The organism is Cellulosimicrobium cellulans (genome assembly GCF_042723955.1).
In the GTDB taxonomy this organism is placed as follows: domain Bacteria; phylum Actinomycetota; class Actinomycetes; order Actinomycetales; family Cellulomonadaceae; genus Cellulosimicrobium; species Cellulosimicrobium cellulans_H.
Genome location: NZ_JBHXIC010000002.1, coordinates 37,528 through 55,036 on the forward strand (window position 1 = coordinate 37,528; position 17,509 = coordinate 55,036).

Annotated in this window: 16 protein-coding genes; 7 read left to right on the forward strand and 9 right to left on the reverse strand. The window is 74.5% G+C overall.

The annotated features are described in order from the left end of the window. Positions 1-10 precede the first annotated feature (10 nt). Both ACFWH7_RS00925 and ACFWH7_RS00930 read right to left on the reverse strand, forming a co-directional pair. Positions 11-2,959 carry a CBM35 domain-containing protein gene (locus ACFWH7_RS00925; protein WP_378214595.1) on the reverse strand — a complete coding sequence of 983 codons (2,949 nt, stop codon included), beginning with the start codon at positions 2,957-2,959 and terminating at the stop codon, positions 11-13. A 365-nt stretch (positions 2,960-3,324) separates the two neighbouring features. Further along, positions 3,325-4,704 (reverse strand): ABC transporter substrate-binding protein, encoded by a 1,380-nt coding sequence (locus ACFWH7_RS00930; protein ID WP_378214596.1) that lies wholly within the window; start codon positions 4,702-4,704, stop codon positions 3,325-3,327. 309 nt (positions 4,705-5,013) lie between these two features. Here ACFWH7_RS00930 and ACFWH7_RS00935 point away from each other — a divergent pair, with 309 nt between their 5' ends. From ACFWH7_RS00935 to ACFWH7_RS00945, 3 genes are all read left to right on the forward strand, one after another. Next, on the forward strand, positions 5,014-6,165 hold the full coding sequence (locus ACFWH7_RS00935) for a LacI family DNA-binding transcriptional regulator (RefSeq protein ID WP_378214597.1): 1,152 nt from the start codon (positions 5,014-5,016) through the stop codon (positions 6,163-6,165). A 64-nt stretch (positions 6,166-6,229) separates the two neighbouring features. Beyond that, positions 6,230-6,688 (forward strand): SRPBCC domain-containing protein, encoded by a 459-nt coding sequence (locus ACFWH7_RS00940; RefSeq protein WP_378214598.1) that lies wholly within the window; start codon positions 6,230-6,232, stop codon positions 6,686-6,688. Positions 6,689-6,811: 123 nt separating this feature from the next. Then, positions 6,812-7,981, forward strand: a complete 1,170-nt coding sequence (locus ACFWH7_RS00945) for a YihY/virulence factor BrkB family protein (protein ID WP_378214599.1) — start codon at positions 6,812-6,814, stop codon at positions 7,979-7,981. An 8-nt stretch (positions 7,982-7,989) separates the two neighbouring features. On the opposite strand, the gene ACFWH7_RS00950 is transcribed toward ACFWH7_RS00945, so the two are convergent. The 4 genes from ACFWH7_RS00950 to ACFWH7_RS00965 form a co-directional block, all read right to left on the reverse strand. Beyond that, positions 7,990-9,630 (reverse strand): MFS transporter, encoded by a 1,641-nt coding sequence (locus ACFWH7_RS00950; RefSeq protein WP_378214600.1) that lies wholly within the window; start codon positions 9,628-9,630, stop codon positions 7,990-7,992. After that, the gene (glsA, locus tag ACFWH7_RS00955; RefSeq protein WP_378214601.1) at positions 9,627-10,664 is read right to left on the reverse strand and encodes a glutaminase A; all 1,038 of its coding nucleotides are present in this window, start codon (positions 10,662-10,664) and stop codon (positions 9,627-9,629) included. Before glsA ends, ACFWH7_RS00950 begins: the two co-directional genes overlap by 4 nt. A 184-nt stretch (positions 10,665-10,848) precedes the next feature. After that, positions 10,849-11,823: a LacI family DNA-binding transcriptional regulator gene (locus ACFWH7_RS00960; RefSeq protein ID WP_378214602.1), complete on the reverse strand. Its 975-nt coding sequence runs from the start codon at positions 11,821-11,823 to the stop codon at positions 10,849-10,851. A gap of 137 nt (positions 11,824-11,960) precedes the next feature. Next, positions 11,961-12,479: a VanZ family protein gene (locus tag ACFWH7_RS00965; protein WP_378214603.1), complete on the reverse strand. Its 519-nt coding sequence runs from the start codon at positions 12,477-12,479 to the stop codon at positions 11,961-11,963. Positions 12,480-12,549: 70 nt separating this feature from the next. Between ACFWH7_RS00965 and ACFWH7_RS00970 the strand changes: the two genes are divergently transcribed. Both ACFWH7_RS00970 and ACFWH7_RS00975 read left to right on the forward strand, forming a co-directional pair. Next, positions 12,550-13,419 carry an MBL fold metallo-hydrolase gene (locus tag ACFWH7_RS00970; protein ID WP_378214604.1) on the forward strand — a complete coding sequence of 290 codons (870 nt, stop codon included), beginning with the start codon at positions 12,550-12,552 and terminating at the stop codon, positions 13,417-13,419. A gap of 90 nt (positions 13,420-13,509) precedes the next feature. Then, complete coding sequence (locus tag ACFWH7_RS00975) at positions 13,510-13,809, forward strand: hypothetical protein (protein WP_378214605.1); 300 nt, start codon at positions 13,510-13,512, stop codon at positions 13,807-13,809. Between the two features lie 93 nt (positions 13,810-13,902). On the opposite strand, the gene ACFWH7_RS00980 is transcribed toward ACFWH7_RS00975, so the two are convergent. After that, the gene (locus ACFWH7_RS00980; protein ID WP_378214606.1) at positions 13,903-14,319 is read right to left on the reverse strand and encodes an RNHCP domain-containing protein; all 417 of its coding nucleotides are present in this window, start codon (positions 14,317-14,319) and stop codon (positions 13,903-13,905) included. A 26-nt stretch (positions 14,320-14,345) separates the two neighbouring features. After that, positions 14,346-14,729, reverse strand: coding sequence for an RNHCP domain-containing protein (locus ACFWH7_RS00985; protein WP_378214607.1), 384 nt, complete (start codon positions 14,727-14,729; stop codon positions 14,346-14,348). Between the two features lie 480 nt (positions 14,730-15,209). Between ACFWH7_RS00985 and ACFWH7_RS00990 the strand changes: the two genes are divergently transcribed. Then, entirely contained in the window at positions 15,210-15,590 is a 381-nt protein-coding gene (locus ACFWH7_RS00990; RefSeq protein WP_378214608.1) for a VOC family protein, read from the forward strand. A gap of 13 nt (positions 15,591-15,603) precedes the next feature. On the opposite strand, the gene ACFWH7_RS00995 is transcribed toward ACFWH7_RS00990, so the two are convergent. Continuing rightward, complete coding sequence (locus ACFWH7_RS00995) at positions 15,604-16,251, reverse strand: LysE/ArgO family amino acid transporter (protein ID WP_378214609.1); 648 nt, start codon at positions 16,249-16,251, stop codon at positions 15,604-15,606. A gap of 70 nt (positions 16,252-16,321) precedes the next feature. Here ACFWH7_RS00995 and ACFWH7_RS01000 point away from each other — a divergent pair, with 70 nt between their 5' ends. After that, positions 16,322-17,287 carry an ArgP/LysG family DNA-binding transcriptional regulator gene (locus tag ACFWH7_RS01000; RefSeq protein ID WP_378214610.1) on the forward strand — a complete coding sequence of 322 codons (966 nt, stop codon included), beginning with the start codon at positions 16,322-16,324 and terminating at the stop codon, positions 17,285-17,287. Positions 17,288-17,509: the final 222 nt, after the last annotated feature.

A 17,509-nucleotide genomic window follows, 5' to 3' on the forward strand; every position in this document is an offset into this window, starting at 1 on the left:
GAGGCTCAGGTCAGGAGCGGGTCACCCCGCACGCGAGGCCGTCGAGCGTGGCGGCGTCGAACGCCGGGCCGACGCCGAGGCCGGGGAGGTGCGTGGTGCCGAGCACGACGAACGTCGTGCTGCGCCCCGGGCGCAGCACGGTCCGGCCCGACGCCGTGACCCGCGTACCGTCCTGCGCGACGGTGGCGCCGACGCCCGCGGTCGCGACGTCGCCCGGCCGCCCGTACCACGCGAGCTCCCAGCCGCTCAGCGGCTCGGTGCCGGTGTTGGTGACGCGCACGGTCGTGAGCGTCGTGCTCCCGACGGTGAGCGTCCCCGCCTCGACCGAGCACGTCGCGGGCGCGTCCTCGAGGAGGCCGTAGTTGCCGCCCTCGTCGTGGACGGTGCCCCACAGGTGGTGGTCGCCGTCGGGCTGCGTGGTGACGCCCGAGACGCGGACGTCGGAGAACCGGTGGTCGCCGCCGAGGCGCGCGGCGACGCCGTACGACCCGGTGCGGTCGATCCTGGTGTCGCTGACCCGCAGGTCGTCGACCCGGTGGCTGCCGCTCACCAGGAGTCCCTCGTACGTCGAGTCGAGGATCTCGGTGCCACGGATCACGACGGGCGACGTGATGTGGCTCGTGTCGGCGAACACCCAGATGCCCCCGAACGACGTGCTCCAGTTGGGCTCCCACCCGCCGGTGCGGATCAGCGTGCTGTCCTCGACGACCGTGGTCCCGGAGAACGGCACGGGGTTGAAGCGCGTGCTCACGGCGACGCCCGCGGCGGCGGTGAGCGTGTCGCGCACGACGAGCCCCGAGACGCCGTTCGAGTCGCCGCCGTAGATCGCGGCGCCGTTGCCCAGCAGCGGGCTCGTGACCGTGCTGCGCACGAACGACGAGCGCGTCACCGCACCGCCCGAGGACCACATGGCCATCGCGTCGTCGCCGGTGTTGCGCACCGTCGTGTGCTCGACGCGCGTGTCCGCGACCCGACCGTGCAGGTGGACGCCGTCGGCGAACGTGTCCCGCACGCGGAGCCCGAGCGCGTAGAGCCCGTCCGTGCCCGTGTCGGCCCAGAGGCCGACCTTCGTGTGGGAGATCCAGACGTTCTGGACGAGCGAGCCCTGCCCGAAGCTGCCCTCGAGCGCCGCGTCGAACCGGGCGTCGTCGCGGTACCGGACGTCGCCGTCGACCATGAGGTCCGCGATCGTCACGCCGGACCCCTGCGCGTAGAACCCGCCCTTGCCGTCGCGTCCCGCGACCACGGAGTACCAGGGCCCCGCGCCGCGGACCGTGACGTCGTGCACGCGCACGCGGTCGGTCAGCGTGAAGCGGCCCGGCGGGACCCACACGCCCGTCCCGGTCTCGCGCGCCGCCGCGACGGCAGCGACGAACGCGGCGGTGTCGTCGGTCGGGCTGGCTGCGGACGAGTCTGTGGAGGAGTCGTCCGTGGCGCCGTGGTCGCGGACGTCCACGAAGCCGGGAGGTACCGTGAGCGGCGCCGGCGCGACCTCGGTCTCCACGAGGTCGACGGTGTACGGGAGGTCGGCGGAGGCGCTGTCGCGCGCCAGACGCAGCGTCGTGCCGGCCTTCAGCTCGCGCGGGAGCAGCACACGCGTCTCGTCGAAGAACCGCTGCGCCCCGCCCTGCGTCGGGTCGTTGCCGTACGGGTAGCCGCCGTAGACGTGGGAGTAGCGCGAGGTGACGTCGACGTCGGCGACCTTGCGCCCGCCCGCGTAGACGCCGAGCGAGCCGTCCTGGCCCGTCCCGTCGGCCGAGTCCGGGACCGACGCGCGCAGCACGAGCGCGTTCGCCGGCTCCGTGAGGGTCCACTCGACGTGCTCGCCGGTGCGGTCGAGCGTGACGGCCTGACGGCCCGACGCCTCGGCAGCGACCGTGCGGAGCTCGCGGCTCGGCGCGAGCACCTCGCCGGTCGTGCGGCCGTGCTCGGCCTCGTACGTCGTCCCGGCCGTGGCTGCGCCGCGGTCCGGGAACGCCTCGCCGCGCTGCAGCGTGACGCGGTCGATCTCCAGGCCCGACGGCGTCGGCGCGCCCCGGTCGGGCACGTCGCCCTGGTCGGCGACCGTGCGGCGCAGCTCGACGCTGCCCAACCCGGCACGCAGCGGGAGCGTCACGGCGACGTCGCCCCAGCGCTCGCGCGGGGCCAGGACGAGACGCCCGACGGGCTGCCCGTCCACCGCGAGGACCGCGTCCTGGTCGGCGCCGGTCGCGTTGCGGTACCGGAACGTCACGGTCTGGTCGCCGGCCCTCGCGGCGTCCACCGCGACGACGACGCGCGCGCGGGGCGCGGCCAGGTCGACGCCCTCCGTCCCGACGGTCGCGCCGTTCGCGGTGAACGCGTCCTCGGCCTCGTACGCCTGCCCCGCGCGTGGCGCCGTGGTGCGCAGGACGTCCGCGACGTCGTCGTACCGCGTGTCCGGGCCGGAGCCCGGCTCCGTGCCGGGCACGGTCGCGCCGCCGCCGGGCGTCGAGAGGTCGCCGACCGTCGTCAGGGCGACCGCGTCGAGGTTGACGTTGCCCGTGTCGTCGGCGTCGAAGCGGTAGACGACGGTCTGCTCGCCCGCCTCGAGCGACACGACCTCCTGGTGCACGAACCACGTGCTCCACGACGCCCCCACCGCGGAGGGCAGCGTGACCTGCCGGTCCTCGGCCGCGCCGTCGTGCACGACGACCTGCGAGAGCGTCATGTCGGAGCCGAGCCCGTTCGCGTACCGGAGGTTGAGGCCGTACTCGCCGGCCTCCGGGACGTCGAGCGTGAACGTCACGCTCGCGGTCCCGGTGTGGTCGATGACGAACCCGTCGACGAACCCGGCACCGGAGAACCCGAGGTGGTTGTCGTTGACACCCGCGCCCCCGGCGAGCACCGCGTCCTCCGCCTCGAGCTCGATCGGCAGCACCCCGGCCACCGCCGACGCGGGCGCGGCGAGCATCACCGACCCGACGAGCGCGGCGACCACAGCCCCCGCCGTGGGCAGGGAACGAGCCCTGTCGGAGCGATACGAGCGTGCCCGTCTCCTGCCTACAGCAAGGCCAGAGGTGGGGGTGGGCCAGGTTCGGTGCACGACGATCTCCTTCGATCGCGAGACGGATCGGTGGGGCGGCGAGGGGGCGTGGGGGGGGCCGGGGGGGGGGGGGGGGGGGGGGGGGGGCGGGCGCCGCGGGGCGGGGGGGGGCGCGCGGCGGGGTGGGGGAGCCGAGGGGCGGCCCCCCCCGGGGGGGGGGGGCGGGGGGGGGCCCCCCCGGGGCCGGGGGGGGGGGGGGCCCCCCGGGGGGTGCGGCAACCCCGGGTTCGGCGAGCGGCGCGAGGCCGCGGAGCGGGCGGTCAGCCCTGGGCGGCGTCGAGGAGCGCCTGGGCTTCCTTCTGCACCTGGGCGACGAGCGCGTCGATGTCCGCGTCCTCGTCGGTGAGCACGGCCTGGACGACCGGGTCGAGCAGCGCGTAGATCTCCTGCGTCGAGCGCGCCGGCTCGGGGACGACCGGCTGGTCGAAGATGTTCTCCGTGTAGGAGCTCATCTGGTCCACCGGCACGTTGACGTACTCCGCGGTCCAGGCGCGCGACTCGAGGTAGGTCTGCTCGTCGAAGACCGGGAGCTCCGGGGCACCGACCGGCTGGTCGTTGGCGACGGCGGTCTCCGCGTCGAGCTTCGCCGCCGCCTCGTCCGTGAGCTTCTCCATGTAGTAGAAGTCGATCCACTCGACGCCGGCCGCCTGCTCCTCGGGCGAGGCCTTCGCGCTCACCGCGGCGAGCGTGCCGCCGCCGAGGACGCCGCCGTCGCCGACCAGGGGGATGACCGTGAGCCCGTAGTCGTCCGGGTTCATCGCGTTCTGCGTGAAGAGGTTGCCGTAGTTGCCGCCGCCCGAGACGTACATCCCGATCTGGCCCGCGGCGAAGTCCTGGTTGATGCTCCCCCAGTCGTAGAGGAAGTTCGCTCCCATCGAGTTGTCCTCCCACCGCAGCGCGTGCAGGTACTCGAGCACCTCGGTGAGCTCGGGCGTGTCGATCGTCGACGTCGCGGTCTCGCCGTCGAACTCCTGGACGGAGCCGCCGAACGCGTTGGTGAGCGTCGTGAGGATCCAGCCCCCGGTGTTGCCCGACGTCATGGTCGCGTAGCCCGCGACGCCGGTGGCGTCCGCGATGGTCTTCGCGTCCTCGCGGACCTCCTCCCACGTGGTCGGCGGGTCGTCGGGGTCGAGCCCGGCCTGCTCGAACAGCGTGCGGTTGTAGTGCAGGCCCTGGCTGTAGGCGGCGATGGGCACGGCCCACATCGAGCCGTCGGCGGCCTGGCCGGCCTGCGCGACGTTCGGGTTGAAGTCCTCCGCGTACGGGAGCCCGGCGACGAGGTCGCTGATGTCGGCGATCTGCTCGCGCTCGATGAGGCCGCGGCCGTCGGTGAACGGGAGGGTGAAGACGTCGGGGAGCGTGCCGCCGGCGAGCTCCGTCGCGAACGTCGTGCCCTCCCACGTGTACTCGCGCGCCGTGACGGTGATGTCCGGGTGCTCGTCCTCGAACTGGGCGACGCGCTCGTCGAACTTCGCGCGTGCGTCGTCGTCGAGGCCGGCGTCGATCGAGACCTCGATCTCGACCGCGCCGGAGCTCGCGGCTCCGTCGCCCTCGGCGTCGTCGCCGGTGCTGCACGCGGTCAGGGTGAGGACCAGGGCGCCGGTGAGCGCGAACGCGCCCACCGTGGTTGCTGACTTCATCGTCTCTCCTCGGTGCGGACTCCCGCGGCCATGATGGCCCACGGACTGCTGGCTCGGTTCCCGCGCCGCCCCTCGGCACCCGTGCGGATCGTCCCGCACGAAGCCACCGGCCCCGACATGGTTTAGCGCTACATGTTTAACGCTAAACGCACCTAGGATCGGACGTCAAGGAGCGCCGAGGTCACGAGATGGTCACGAGGCCCGGGCACGAGACCCTCGAGCCCGGCGCCGCACGACGCCGTACCGTCGGCTCCCGGACCGACCAGCGCCCGTCCATGCCCGCCCTCGACCGAAGGAGCCGCGCCGCCGATGGCCCGCGTCACGCTCAAGGACATCGCCCGCGAGGCGGGCGTGTCCGTCATGACCGTCTCCAACGTGGTGAACGGCAACCTCGGCCGCGTCTCCCCCGCGACGGCGCGCGAGGTCGAGCGCATCGTCGCCGCGCGGGGCTACGTGCCCAACGGTCCGGCGCAGAGCCTCGCGGCCCGGCGCACACGGCTCGTCGGCCTCCTGCTGCCCGACCGCGCCGACGGCGGCAGCCTGCTCGGCAGCCCGCACGACGTCGCCGTCGCCGGCGCCGTCGAGGCACGCCTGCGCGAGCGCGACCACCACCTCATGCTGCGGGGGGTCACGCACCACCGCGACGTCCTCGACTCCGTGCAGCGCTGGAACCTCGACGGGATCGTCGTCATGGGGTTCACCGACGACGAGCTCGCGACGCTCGACCTGCCGCGGGGCGTGCCCGCCGTCGTCGTCGACACCTACGTGGACGCCCCCGGAGCCGCGACCGTGCGTGCCGACGACTTCGAGGGCGGGCGCCTCGCGGGCGAGCATCTGCGCCGCCTGGGTCACCGCGAGGTCGTGCTGTGCGGACCGGTGGGCACGACGAGCCAGGTCGTCCGCGAGCGCCTCGCGGGCTTCCGCGCGGGGCTCGGGCTCGACCCGGCCGACCCGGCCGACCCGGGCGCGCCCGAGCGCCGCACCCCGGCGGACGGAGACGCGCGGGACGCGGTCCGCGGGGAGGCTGGGGACGACGTCGTGCTGCACGTCGTGCCGGCGAACACCACGTACGACGACGGCCTCGACGTCGTCGCACGGATCATCGCCGACCATCCCGGCGCGACGGCCGTGTTCGCCACGGCGGACGTCCTCGCGGCGGGGATCTCGCGCGGGCTGGCGCAGGCCGGGGTCCGCGTGCCGGGCGAGGTGTCGGTCGTCGGGTTCGACGACGCGGACATCGCCCGGTACGTCGACCCGCCGCTCACGACGGTCGCGCAGGACACCGCGCTCAAGGGCCGCACGGCGGCCGACCTCCTCCTGGACGCGCTCGACGACGGCGCGTCCCGACCCCGGCGCACCGCTCTCGACGTGACCCGCGACGAGCCGGCCGTGGGCCCGACCGGCGTCACCCGCATCGACGTCGCGCTGGTCGAGCGGCTGTCGACCGCCGCCGCACCGTAGCCGGGTTGCCGGGACGCGGCGTCGGGGCCACGGTCGAGGGGGACGCACCCGCCGGGAGGACCTCATGACCGCCACGACCGCACCGCTGGTCAAGTCGCTCGCCGTGCCCGCCACGCCGGAGCGCGCGTTCGCCGTCTTCGTCGACGAGCTCGCGGCGTGGTGGCCGCTCGGCGCGTTCTCCGTGGGCGGCGAGACCTCGACCGCTGCCTTCGAGCGGGACGCGGACGGCCGGGCCGTCCGGCTCGTCGAGACGCTCGCCGACGGCACGACCACCGACTGGGGCCGCGTGACGCGCTGGGACCTGCCGCACGCCGTCGCCTTCACCTGGCACCCCGGGGAGCGCGCCGACGCCGCGACGGACGTCGAGGTGACGTTCTCGCCCTCCGACGAGGGGACCGACGTCGTGCTCACGCACTCCGGCTGGGCCGCCCGGCACGACGGCGCCGGGGCCCGGGAACGGTACGACGGCGGCTGGGAGCTGGTCCTCGCGCCGTTCGCCGAGCGCGCGGGCGCGTCGCGCTGACCGGTCCCGGCTTGCGGGTGGGGCCCACCGCCCCGAGCGTGGTGTTGGTCCGGGACGGGCCGCGAGGCCGGTCCGCCGACGCGAGCGTCGTGCGCCGAGGCGACGCCCACCGAGGAGGCCGCCATGACCGAGAGCAGCAGCGGGCGCCACGCGCCCGAGACCGCGGCGGACGCCGAGGCCAGGCCTGCCCCCGACGCCGAGCGCAAGCCTGACTCCCCCACCGACCTCAGGAAGCCGTCGTGGGGATTCGCGCTCAAGGGCGCGGTGCGCGAGTTCATGGACGACCAGTGCACCGACCTCGCCGCGGCCCTCACGTACTACGCCGTGCTCGCCTCCGCGCCCGCGCTCCTGGCGCTGGTCTCGCTGCTCGGCCTGGTGGGCGACGGCGAGAAGGCCGTCGACTCCGTGCTCACGAGCGTCGAGGGCGTCGTCCCCTCCACGACGCTGGACATGATCAAGCCGCTCGTCGAGCAGGCCGCGAACACCGACAAGGCCGGGTTCGCGCTCGTCATCGGTGTCGTGCTGGCGCTGTGGTCCGCTTCCGGCTACGTCGGCGCGTTCTCCCGGTCGATGAACCGGATCTACGAGGTCGAGGAGGGGCGCCCCTTCTGGAAGCTGCGCCCCGTGATGCTCGGCGTCACCGTCATCACCGTGGTTCTGGCGGGCCTCGTCGTCGCGAGCCTCGTGCTCTCCGGCCCGATCGCGCGCCAGGTGGGCGAGCTCGTGGGGCTCGGCGACACCGCGATCGCCGTGTGGCAGGTCGCGAAGTGGCCGGTCGCGCTCCTGCTCGTGGTGATCCTCGTGGCGCTGCTCTACCACCTCACGCCCAACGTCAAGCAGCCGAAGTTCCGCTGGATCAGCCCGGGCGCGATCCTCGCGATCCTGGTGTGGGTGATCGCCTCCGCCGGGTTCGGGCTCTACCTGGGCAGCGGCCTCAGCAGCTACGGCGCGACGTACGGCGCGCTCGGCGGCGTCATCATCTTCCTGCTGTGGCTCTGGCTCACCAACCTCGCGCTCCTGCTCGGGGCGGAGCTCGACGCCGAGGTCGAGCGCAGCCGGGAGCTCCAGGGCGGCATGCCGGCCGAGGAGCGGCTCCAGCTCCCGCCGCGCGACACGCGCGCGAGCGACAAGAAGGCGGCCAAGCGCGAGGAGGCGGTCGAGCAGGCGCGCGCCCTGCGCGAGAGCGGCGGGCGTACGTCTGACGCCGACGGCGGCGACCACGGCACCGACCGCGGGTCCGCGCGGCCCTCCGACGGCGGGGCCGACGGAGGCACGAGGCGGGGCGGCGCGTAGCGCGCGGCCTACCGGGTCGGGGCGGGGTCCGGGATCTCGTCGGGCCGGTAGCGCGGCAGCCGGCTCGCGGGGAGGATCGCCGTCGCGCTGACCCCGGCGAGGATGAGGAGCCCGATCCGCAGCGTGCCGAGGCGCGCCTCCTCGTTGAGCGCGACGGCCGCGTCCACCTGGGCCGGCGTGGCGTCGGTGCCCGCGAGGACCGTGCGCAGGTCGTCGTTGCTCACGAAGTTGACCGTGTCCAGGTCGACCTGGGCGACGAGCGACGGCGGCAGCTCGGGGTGCTCGACGACGGCGCGCCCGACGCTGAACGACAGGATCGTCACGAGCAGCGCCCCCGCGAGCGCGGTGCCGACCGCCGAGGCGAGGTTCTGCGTCGTGCCGCGGATCGAGCCGACGTCGCCCGCGAGGGTCTTGGGCGCCGCGGTGACGAGCACGTTGAACACGAGCGTCACCAGGGCGCCCTGACCGACCCCGAAGACGACGAGGCCGAGGATCGTGGGCAGCGTCTCCCAGTTGTTCGTGACCACGAGCGACAGCCAGAGCAGCGCGACGGTGGTCAGCGTGAAGCCGAAGACGCCGATCGTGCGCGGCGGGTAACGCCGGTAGAAGCGCACGACGAGCGTCGCGGTGACGAACACCGTGAGGTTGAACGGCATCATCGCGAGCGCGGTGTCGAACGGGGTGCGGCCCTGCACGATCTGGATGTAGAGCGGGACGGTGAAGTTCAGCGCCGCCTCGAGCGCGACCACGACGAACATCGCGTACACCGCCGCCCGCTCGCTCGGGCGGGCGAGGACGGACAGGTCGACGAGCGGCACCTTGCCGGCGGCGGTCCGCCGCCGCGTCCACCAGAAGAACGTCTGCCCGAGCACGACGCCGAGCACCACGAGCAGGGGCGCGGGCGAGACCCCGACCAGGTCGAACGGTGCCCCCGGCGAGGCGAAGAACAGGCCCCAGGCGTTGAGGTTGTTGAAGCCGAGGGTGAGCGCGACGACCGCCGCACCGATGAGCACCGCGGCCACGAGGTCGATCCGGATGCCGGGGTCGCCGGCGTCGGAGCGCAGCCGGAAGCTGAGGACGAAGACGGCGACGGCGAGCGCCAGGACGATCGCGAACGTGGGCCGCCAGCCGATGAGCGTCCCGAGCGCGCCACCGATGAAGAACGCGCTCATGCCGGACACCGCGCGCGCCGAGCCGAGCGAGCCGATCGCCGTCGCCTGCTGTGCTCCCCGGTAGTTCTCCGCGATGAGCGCGACGAGCGCGGGCACGATGATCGCGGCCGAGGCACCGGCCACGGCCTGGCCCGTGATCGCCCACCCCACGGTCGGCGAGAGGATCATGAGCAACGCCGACCCGGCGAACGTCGCGACGACGACCCGGAAGATCGTGACCCACCCGATCCGTTGCCCGAGCTTCGCCCCGGTCATGACGAGCGCGGCGACCGCGAGGCCGTAGACGACGATCGTCGTGCTCGCGACGGTCGGCGGGACGCCGAAGTCCTCGACCATGCCGCCCAGCGACACCGGCAGGGCGGCGACGTTGAACGACATGAGGACCTGCGCGAGGAACAGGCCGACCATCGGCACCCACGACCGGCGGTCCTCCGTCGCGGGTGCGGTGCTGCTGTCGACGACGTCTCGGGTGCTCACGAGGCCGGGTCCCTTCTCTCGGTCGGGCGGGTGGGCGACACGGTGACCTGCGCGGACGACGCGAACAGGTTGAGGCCGAGGGTCCGCGAGAGGTACGCGGTCGCACGCTGCCCGCGCACGCTGTTCCCGGCCGGGTCGAGGGGCGGGGAGTACGTCCCGATCGCACCCTTCCCGGGGGCGACGGCGACGATCCCTCCTGCCACGCCGGACTTGGCAGGAAGGCCGATCTCGAACAGCCACTCCCCCGACCGTTCGTACATCCCGGTCGAGGCGAGCACGGCGAGCGTGTCGCGGCACACCTGCGCCGAGACCACGCGCTCGCCCGTGACCGGGTTGACCCCGCCGTCCGCGAGGGTCGCCCCCATGACGGCGAGGTCGCGCGCGCTCACGCGCAGCGCGCACTGCTTGGTGTAGACGTCGACGACCTCGAGCGGGTCCAGCTCGATGCGCCCGTAGCTCTCCAGGAGCCGGGCGATCGCCTTGTTGCGCATGTTCGTCGCGGACTCCGAGCGGTACACGACGCCGTCGAGCTCGAGCGGCCGACCGGCGAACCGGGACAGCCCGGTGCGCACGTTCTCCCACTGCTCGGCGAAGGACGCGCCCGGCATCAGAGCGGTCGTCGCGAGCGCACCCGCGTTCACCATGGGGCTGCGCGGGTGGCCGTCGTGGAGCTCGACCGCCATGACGGAGTTGAAGGCGAGTCCCGTGTTGTCCACCCCGACCCGTTCGAGCACGCCCTCGTGCCCGTAGGCCTCGCACACGAGCGCGTAGACGAACGCCTTGGAGATCGACTGGACGGAGAACTCGACGTCGGCGTCCCCCACGGCGTGGACCGCACCGCCCGACTCGGCGACGCACACGCCGAACAGCGACCGGTCGACCTCCGCGAGGACCGGGATGTAGTCGGCGACCGCGCCGTCGTCGTCCCCGCGGTAGCGCTCGTGCGCCGCGCGGACGTGCTCCTCGACGCGGTCCCAGCCCGGGAGCGACCCGGTCGCGACCTCCTGCTCGACCCCGTCGACGCCGAGTCCCATCCCGTCCCCTCCGTCCGGATCGTCCGAGACGACCACGCGCGATGCTGCCACGTCCCAGCGCGGGGCGCAGGGCGAGGCGGACGCGGGCGGCCCGTGTCCGCGCGGCGCCGGTGCGCATCCGACCGTCCCCCCGGACCGCGACCCGGCGAGCGGGCGGTGCCGGTCGCGCGAGCCCGCCCGCGCCTCAGGCGCTCGTGCGGCGGACGACGACGGACGGGAACGTGCGCTCGTCGTCGCGGCGGCGGCGGTCCAGCAGGGCTGCCGTCGCCGCGGCCGCGATCCGCTCGACGGGGTGGGTCGCGGTCGTCAGGCCGGGACCGGCCTGCTCCGCGAAGGGCTGGTCGTCGAACCCGGTGACGGCGACGTCGTCGGGCACGCGGACGCCGTCCTCCGCGAGCGCGCGCATCGCCCCGACGGCGAGCGTGTCGCTCATCGCGACGAGCGCGTCCACGCCGGGCCAGCGCCGGCGCGCCTCGCGCGCCGCCTCCGCGCCCGCGAGGGCCGTGAGGTCGGCGGCCACGACGCGGTGCGGGACGCCGGCGGCGCGCACGACCGCGTCGTACGCCTCGACGGCCCGTTGCGCGCCGGGGAGCCAGCCCGGCCCGGTGAGCATGACGACGTCGCGGCGCCCGTCGGCGAGCACGTGCTCGACGAGGGCGGCGATCCCGGCCGCCGCGTCGACGTCGTAGGAGGGCACGCGGCCGTCGGCGGGACCGATCGCCGCCACGCGCGAGAGCAGCGTGCGCGGCACGCTCGCGAGCACCTCGGCCGAGTAGTCGACGAGGAGCACGCCGCCCACGCCCGGGTCGCGCGCGAGCCGGGCCAGCTCGTCGCGCGGGTCGCGCCCGAGCCAGCGCAGCGCCACGCCGACGCCCTGGGTGTCGGCCGCGCGGCTGGCCGCCGCGACCACGCGTGCGACGTAGGGGTCGCCCAGCAGGTCGGCCGACGGCGACCCCACCGCGACCACGACCCGCTCGCCGCGCCCGCTCGCGAGCGAGCGCGCACCGGGGTGCGGCACGTACCCGAGCTCCTCGACGGCGGCGAGGACGGCGCGGCGCGCCGCGTCGGACACGGGACCCGTGCCCCGCACGACGCGCGAGGCCGTGGACCGCGAGACGCGGGCCGCCGCGGCGACGTCGTCGAGCGTGGTGGGCGGCATGGCGATCTCCTGGGCGAGTCCTGTCGGCGGTGACGGGCGGCGCCCGGAGCACCACGCTATCCCGAGGAAGGCCATCGGTGGAAGCGTTCCCACGGTCGTGTCGAGGCCCGGGTCGTCATCCAGCCCGGGGTCGCTCCTCAGGAGCGGCGCACGGTGGGGACCGAGCCCGGGTTCGTCGCGCGATCCCGGCGGGCCGCGAGCCGCAGCGCCACCACCGCGAGACCCGCGCCGAGCAGCGCGCCGATCGCGTTGGAGAGCCAGTCGTTCGTGTCGCACGACCGCCCGAGCGCCGGGACCAGCGCCTGGACCACCTCGATGAGCGCGGAGGCGACGACGCCGCCGAGGAGCGCGACGAGCGGCCTGCCCAGCGCGACCGCGGCGAGCAGCACCGGCGGCACGAACAGCACGACGTTCGCCAGGAGCTCCACGCGTCCCGGTGTCGGCAGCGACCAGCTCACGGTGCAGACGGCGAAGAGCTCGCGGTCGACCGGCACGAGCGTGAGCAGGAGCACCGGGAGCAGGGAGACGCCGAACAGCACCCACGCGAGCGGACGGCGGCCCGCCAGCCATGCGCCCACGAGCGGTCCGGCGACGGCGAGGACGAGGAGGGCGAGCGGCGACAGCCAGGGGTGCGCGACGAGAACGGTGGAGATCATGGGGGCGCCAGTCTCGCAGGTCGACGGGTGCAGGTGACGCGTGTCGGCGGGGCACGGTAGACCTGTGCCCATGACGACGACGCCGTCCCCCGAGCACCTCGCGCCCGACCCCGCCGCCTCCCCCGAGGAGTGGTGGATCTGCCGCACGTGCGCGGTCGAGCACGCCGAGCGACCCGACGTGTGCGCCATCTGCGCCGACGAGCGCCAGTGGGTCCCCGCGACCGGGCAGGCGTGGACCACGCTCGCCGAGCTCGCCGCCGCCGGCGAGCGCCTCGTGCTGGAGGAGCTCGAGCCCGACCTGTTCGGCCTGTCGAGCGAGCCGAGCGTCGGCATCGGGCAGCAGGCCAAGATCGTGCGCACCCCGGCGGGCAACCTCCTGTGGGATCCGCCCGGCTACGTGGACGACGACGCCGTCGAGCGGGTGCGCGCGCTCGGCCCGATCGTCGCGATCGCGGCGAGCCACCCGCACATGTTCGGCGTCCAGGTCGCGTGGAGCCGCGCCCTCGGCGACGTCCCCGTGCTCGTCGCCGAGGCCGACGCGCACTGGGTCGCGCGGCCCGACCCGGTCGTCGAGACCTGGACCGGCGAGCGCGAGGTGCTGCCCGGCGTCGTCCTGTCACAGCCGGGCGGCCACTTCCCCGGCAGCGCCGTCGTGCACTGGGCGGCCGGTGCCGACGGCCGGGGTGTGCTCCTGTCCGGCGACACGATCTTCGCCAACCCCGACCGCACGTCCGTGAGCTTCATGCGGTCCTACCCCAACCGCATCCCGCTGTCCGCCGCCGTCGTGCTGCGCGTCGCCGAGCACGTCGCGCGCCGCCCGTTCGAGCGGCTCTACAACAACTTCGAGGGCGTGATCCCGGCCGACGCGCGCGAGGTCGTGCTCCGCTCCGCGCAGCGGCACGCCGCCTGGGTCCGCGGCGACTTCGACCACCTCACCTGACCTGACTGCCCCCGGACCGCGCTCGCCGCCCCGAACCAGGGCTGCGACGACCCTCGGCCCGACGCAGGATGAGTGCGGGAGGTGAGGGCGATGCCCAGACGCGTGTCAGGGGCGGCGGTGGCTGCGACCGGGACGTGGATCGACCCGGACGGCGTGCGGATGCCCGCCGGGGAGGTCCACGCATGGGAGCGCGGCACGAACGCGACGGTGTGCCGCCTTCAGCTCAGCCGCCAGGGCCTCGTCCGGTTTCCCCACGTGACCTGGGCGGACGTCCAGCCCGCGACCGGGCGCGACGCCGACGCCGTCACGTCCGTGTGCCGCCGCTGCGCCGCCGGCACCGGCGCACGGCGCGACGACAAGCCGTGGCGCCGGGTCGACCCACGGCCGTGACGGCGGGCTCCCGGATGAAGCGACGCCCCCGACACGGCCCCGGCCTTCCTGAGCGGAGTCGGGAGGGCCGGGACCGTGCGGCTCAGCGCCGCATCACAACGCGGCGATCAGTGCGTTGCGGGCCACTCGTCGATCGTGGAGCGGTCTCAGGGCCAACCGCATCAGAACGAGTGCGTTGTCGTCTCCCGCGATGCGGTTGACGCTGAGTCCGCCGCAGGTCAGGCACTGATGGATGATCAGCCATTCACCGTCGGGACGTGCGGTCAGGCTCAGGGCCTCCATCCTGCCGTGGCAGTCGGCGGCACGGTCGCCGGGAACGCGGAGGTCGACGTGGAGGCTCGTCAGGCAGTTCGGACAGTGGTTCCGGTGCGCGCTGCCCGGAGCGTCGAGCGAGACGTCGAGCCGGCAGCTCACGCACCGGAAGTCGTTGCTCCGGTGTCGGCCGTTGGCGTGCAGGACGGTCTTGTGCCGCTGAGCACGGCCCTGCCGGGGGTACTTTCGTCGTGGCATGTCAGGTCCTTCAGGACGCGGGTCGCTCAGAGTGTTCCGAACGACTCGAGAGGGAACGGGGGTTCGGCCAGAGGCCGGACGGCCATCCGCATGAGGATGATCTGGTTGTCGTCGGGGGCGACCGGACTCGAGGTCAGGTGCGCGCAGGCGACGCAGCGATGGATCAGCATCCACTCGCCGGTCCGGAGCACGGCGATGGCGATCGGCCTCATGCGCGAGCCGCACGGGGTCTCGGCCTCGGTCGGCGCGACGTCGTGCCTCGAGTAGAGGCAGACGGGGCAGTGGTTGCGCCACCGGTCCTGCGGTGCGCGTGCGGGCACGCTGAATCCGCACTGGACGCAGGCGAACGTCTCGAGAGAGGAGACGTGGCGGGTCGGGGTGTGCGACGAGTCTGTGTTGTTGCTGGACACCGGAGTGCTCCTTGCTGGAAAAACGTACGAAGACAGCAAGAGCAGCCGAACGACCTCTGACCCACGCGTCCCGACGGTGCGCGGGCGCAGACGATCCACGTCTGCGCCGCGTCGGGGTCGCCGAAGAGGGCCTGGGAGAGCACCGGGAGTCCGTCCCGGAAGACCACCGCGTGATCGCGGCAGCGTGGACGGAGCTACGCGGAGCGAAGAGGTCGCTCGGCGAGGTCCGAGGTCAACACAAGCACACCTTGTCTAGGGCTCAGCGCCCGGTCTGGGGCCGACACGGCCCGAGAGTGAGTACCTGGCGATCGTATCCGCCAAGGATCACGCGGCGCTCGTGTTTTTCCGAGGGCACCCGCCTCGCGGAGCATCGGGCCGTCGACATGCCGGTCGTCGGAGCACCGCCGAGGCACCGCGGTACGGCGCACGGCGCACGGCGCACGGGCCGCTCGCGTGGGTGGCCCGCGCGACGATGGCCGCATGAGCACCCACGCGCACGGCATCCACCACTCGATCGACTACGTCGAGCTCCCCGTGACCGACCTTGCCGAGGCGCAGGCGTTCTACGGCGCGGCCTTCGGCTGGGAGTTCGTCCCCTACGGCCCCGGGTACGCGGGGATCCGCACGGCCGCGGAGTCGGGCGAGGACGAGGCGGGCGGCCTGCGCCTCGCGGAGGCGGGCGACGTCGCGCGCGGCGGTCCGTTCGTCCTGCTGTTCTCCGCGGACCTCGACGCGACGCTCGCCGCCGTGCAGGGCGCGGGCGGCCAGGTGGTCGAGGGCCCGTACGAGTTCCCCGGCGGCCGACGGTTCCACTTCCTCGACCCGAGCGGCAACGAGCTGGGGGTCTGGGCGACGTCCTGAGGACGACGCCGCGTCAGCCGCCGAGCAGGAGCGACACCCCGATCGTCGCCATGACCACGGCGATCGCGCCGTCGAGCACGCGCCACGCGCCGGGGCGGGCGAACACGGGCGCGAGCAGCCGTGCCCCGAAGCCCAGCGCGGTGAACCACAGGACGCTCGCGACCATCGCGCCCGCCCCGAAGAGCCACCGCGCGGCGTCGGGGTCGCCCGCTGCCCCGGCGTGCGCGGCGGCGTAGCCGGCCGCGAGCGACCCGAGCAGCAGCACGGTGTCGAGGTAGACGTGCGGGTTGAGCCACGTGAGGGCGAGCGACGTCCCGACGGCGGCGCGGGCGCTCGTCGCGCCGGCGCCCGAGGCCGGGTCGAGCCCGCCGGGTCGCAGGGCGCGGCGGGCGGCGAGCGCCGCGAGCGTCAGGAGGAACGCGGCGCCGCCCCAGCGCACCACGGTGAGCAGCGCGGGCGCTCCGGTCACGAGTGCGCCGAGCCCTGCTGTCCCGGCGGCGATGAGGACGAGGTCGGAGAGCGCGCAGACGAGCACGACGGGCAGGACGTGCTCGCGACGCAGGCCCTGGCGCAGCACGAACGCGTTCTGCGCCCCAATCGCGACGATGAGGGACAGCCCGGCGGCGAGACCGGCGGCGAGGGGCGAGAGAGCGGAGAGCACGTCCTCGACGGTAGGCAGAGCAGGGGATGAAGTACAGCGAAAGATTCTTCACTTTCCTAAGATGTGCTTCATGGACCTCCAGCCCGACCAGCTCCGCACTCTCGCCGCGATCGCCGCCGCCGGCACGTTCGAGGCCGCGGCCCAGCGGCTCGCGGTCACCCCGTCCGCCGTGAGCCAGCGCGTGCGCGCGCTCGAGTCGGCCGTGGGTCAGGTGCTCGTGCGGCGCGGGAGGCCCGCCGAGCTGACGCCGCCGGGCGAGGTGCTCGTCCGGCACGCACGCCACCTCGCGCTGCAGCAGGCGGACGTGCTCGCCGAGCTGGGGATCGAGGCTGCGGAACGGCCCGTGGGCGACCCGGCCGCGGACGACGGCGGCGCGGCGCCGCTGCCCGAGATCACGCTCGTCGTCTCCGGCGACGCGATGACCACGTGGGCGCTGCCGGCCCTCGTGGAGGCGTCGGCGTGGGCCCGGCTCGAGGTGCTGCGCGAGGACGAGGAGCACTCCATCGGCCTCCTGCGCGACGGGACGGCGGTCGCGGCCGTGAGCTCGGTCGCTGAGGCCGTCCCCGGCTGCCGCTCGACCCTGCTCGGCCAGATGCGCTACCGGCCCATGGCGAGCCCCGCGTTCGTCGCGCGCTGGTTCCCGGACGGCCCGACCGCCTCCGCGCTCTCGCGCGCGCCCGTCCTCGCGTTCGACCGCAAGGACGACCTCCAGGAGCGCTACCTGCGGCTGCGCGCGCAGGGTGCAGCGGGGACAGAAGCGGGGACAGCGGCGAGGACGGTGATCGACCCGCCCCGCCACTACGTCCCCGCGTCGAACGAGTTCCGCCGCGCGATCGAGCTCGGCATGGGCTGGGGCATGCTCCCCGACCTCCAGAGCGCCCGGGCCGAGCGCGCGGGGCGCCTCGTCGGCTTCGACGACGCCCGGGCGATGGACGTGCCACAGCACTGGCAGCAGTGGCGGCTGCACTCGACGTCGCTCGACCGCCTCGCGGCGGCCGTCGCGCGTGCGGCCCGCGCGGCGCTCGGCTCCCCCTGACACGTCTCGACCTGCGGACCACAGGCCACGGGCGAGCACGGGCGACGGACCGCGACCTCAGGATCGGGCACACTCGTGCTCGTCCCGCTCGTCCCGCTCGTCCGCTCGTCCCGCTCGTCCCGCTCGTCCCGCTCGTCCCGCGCGTGCACCCGCCGCGCGCCCCCACCCCCCCAGGGGGGCACCCGGGGGGCCGGGGGACGCCACCGCGCGCCGACGGGCGCC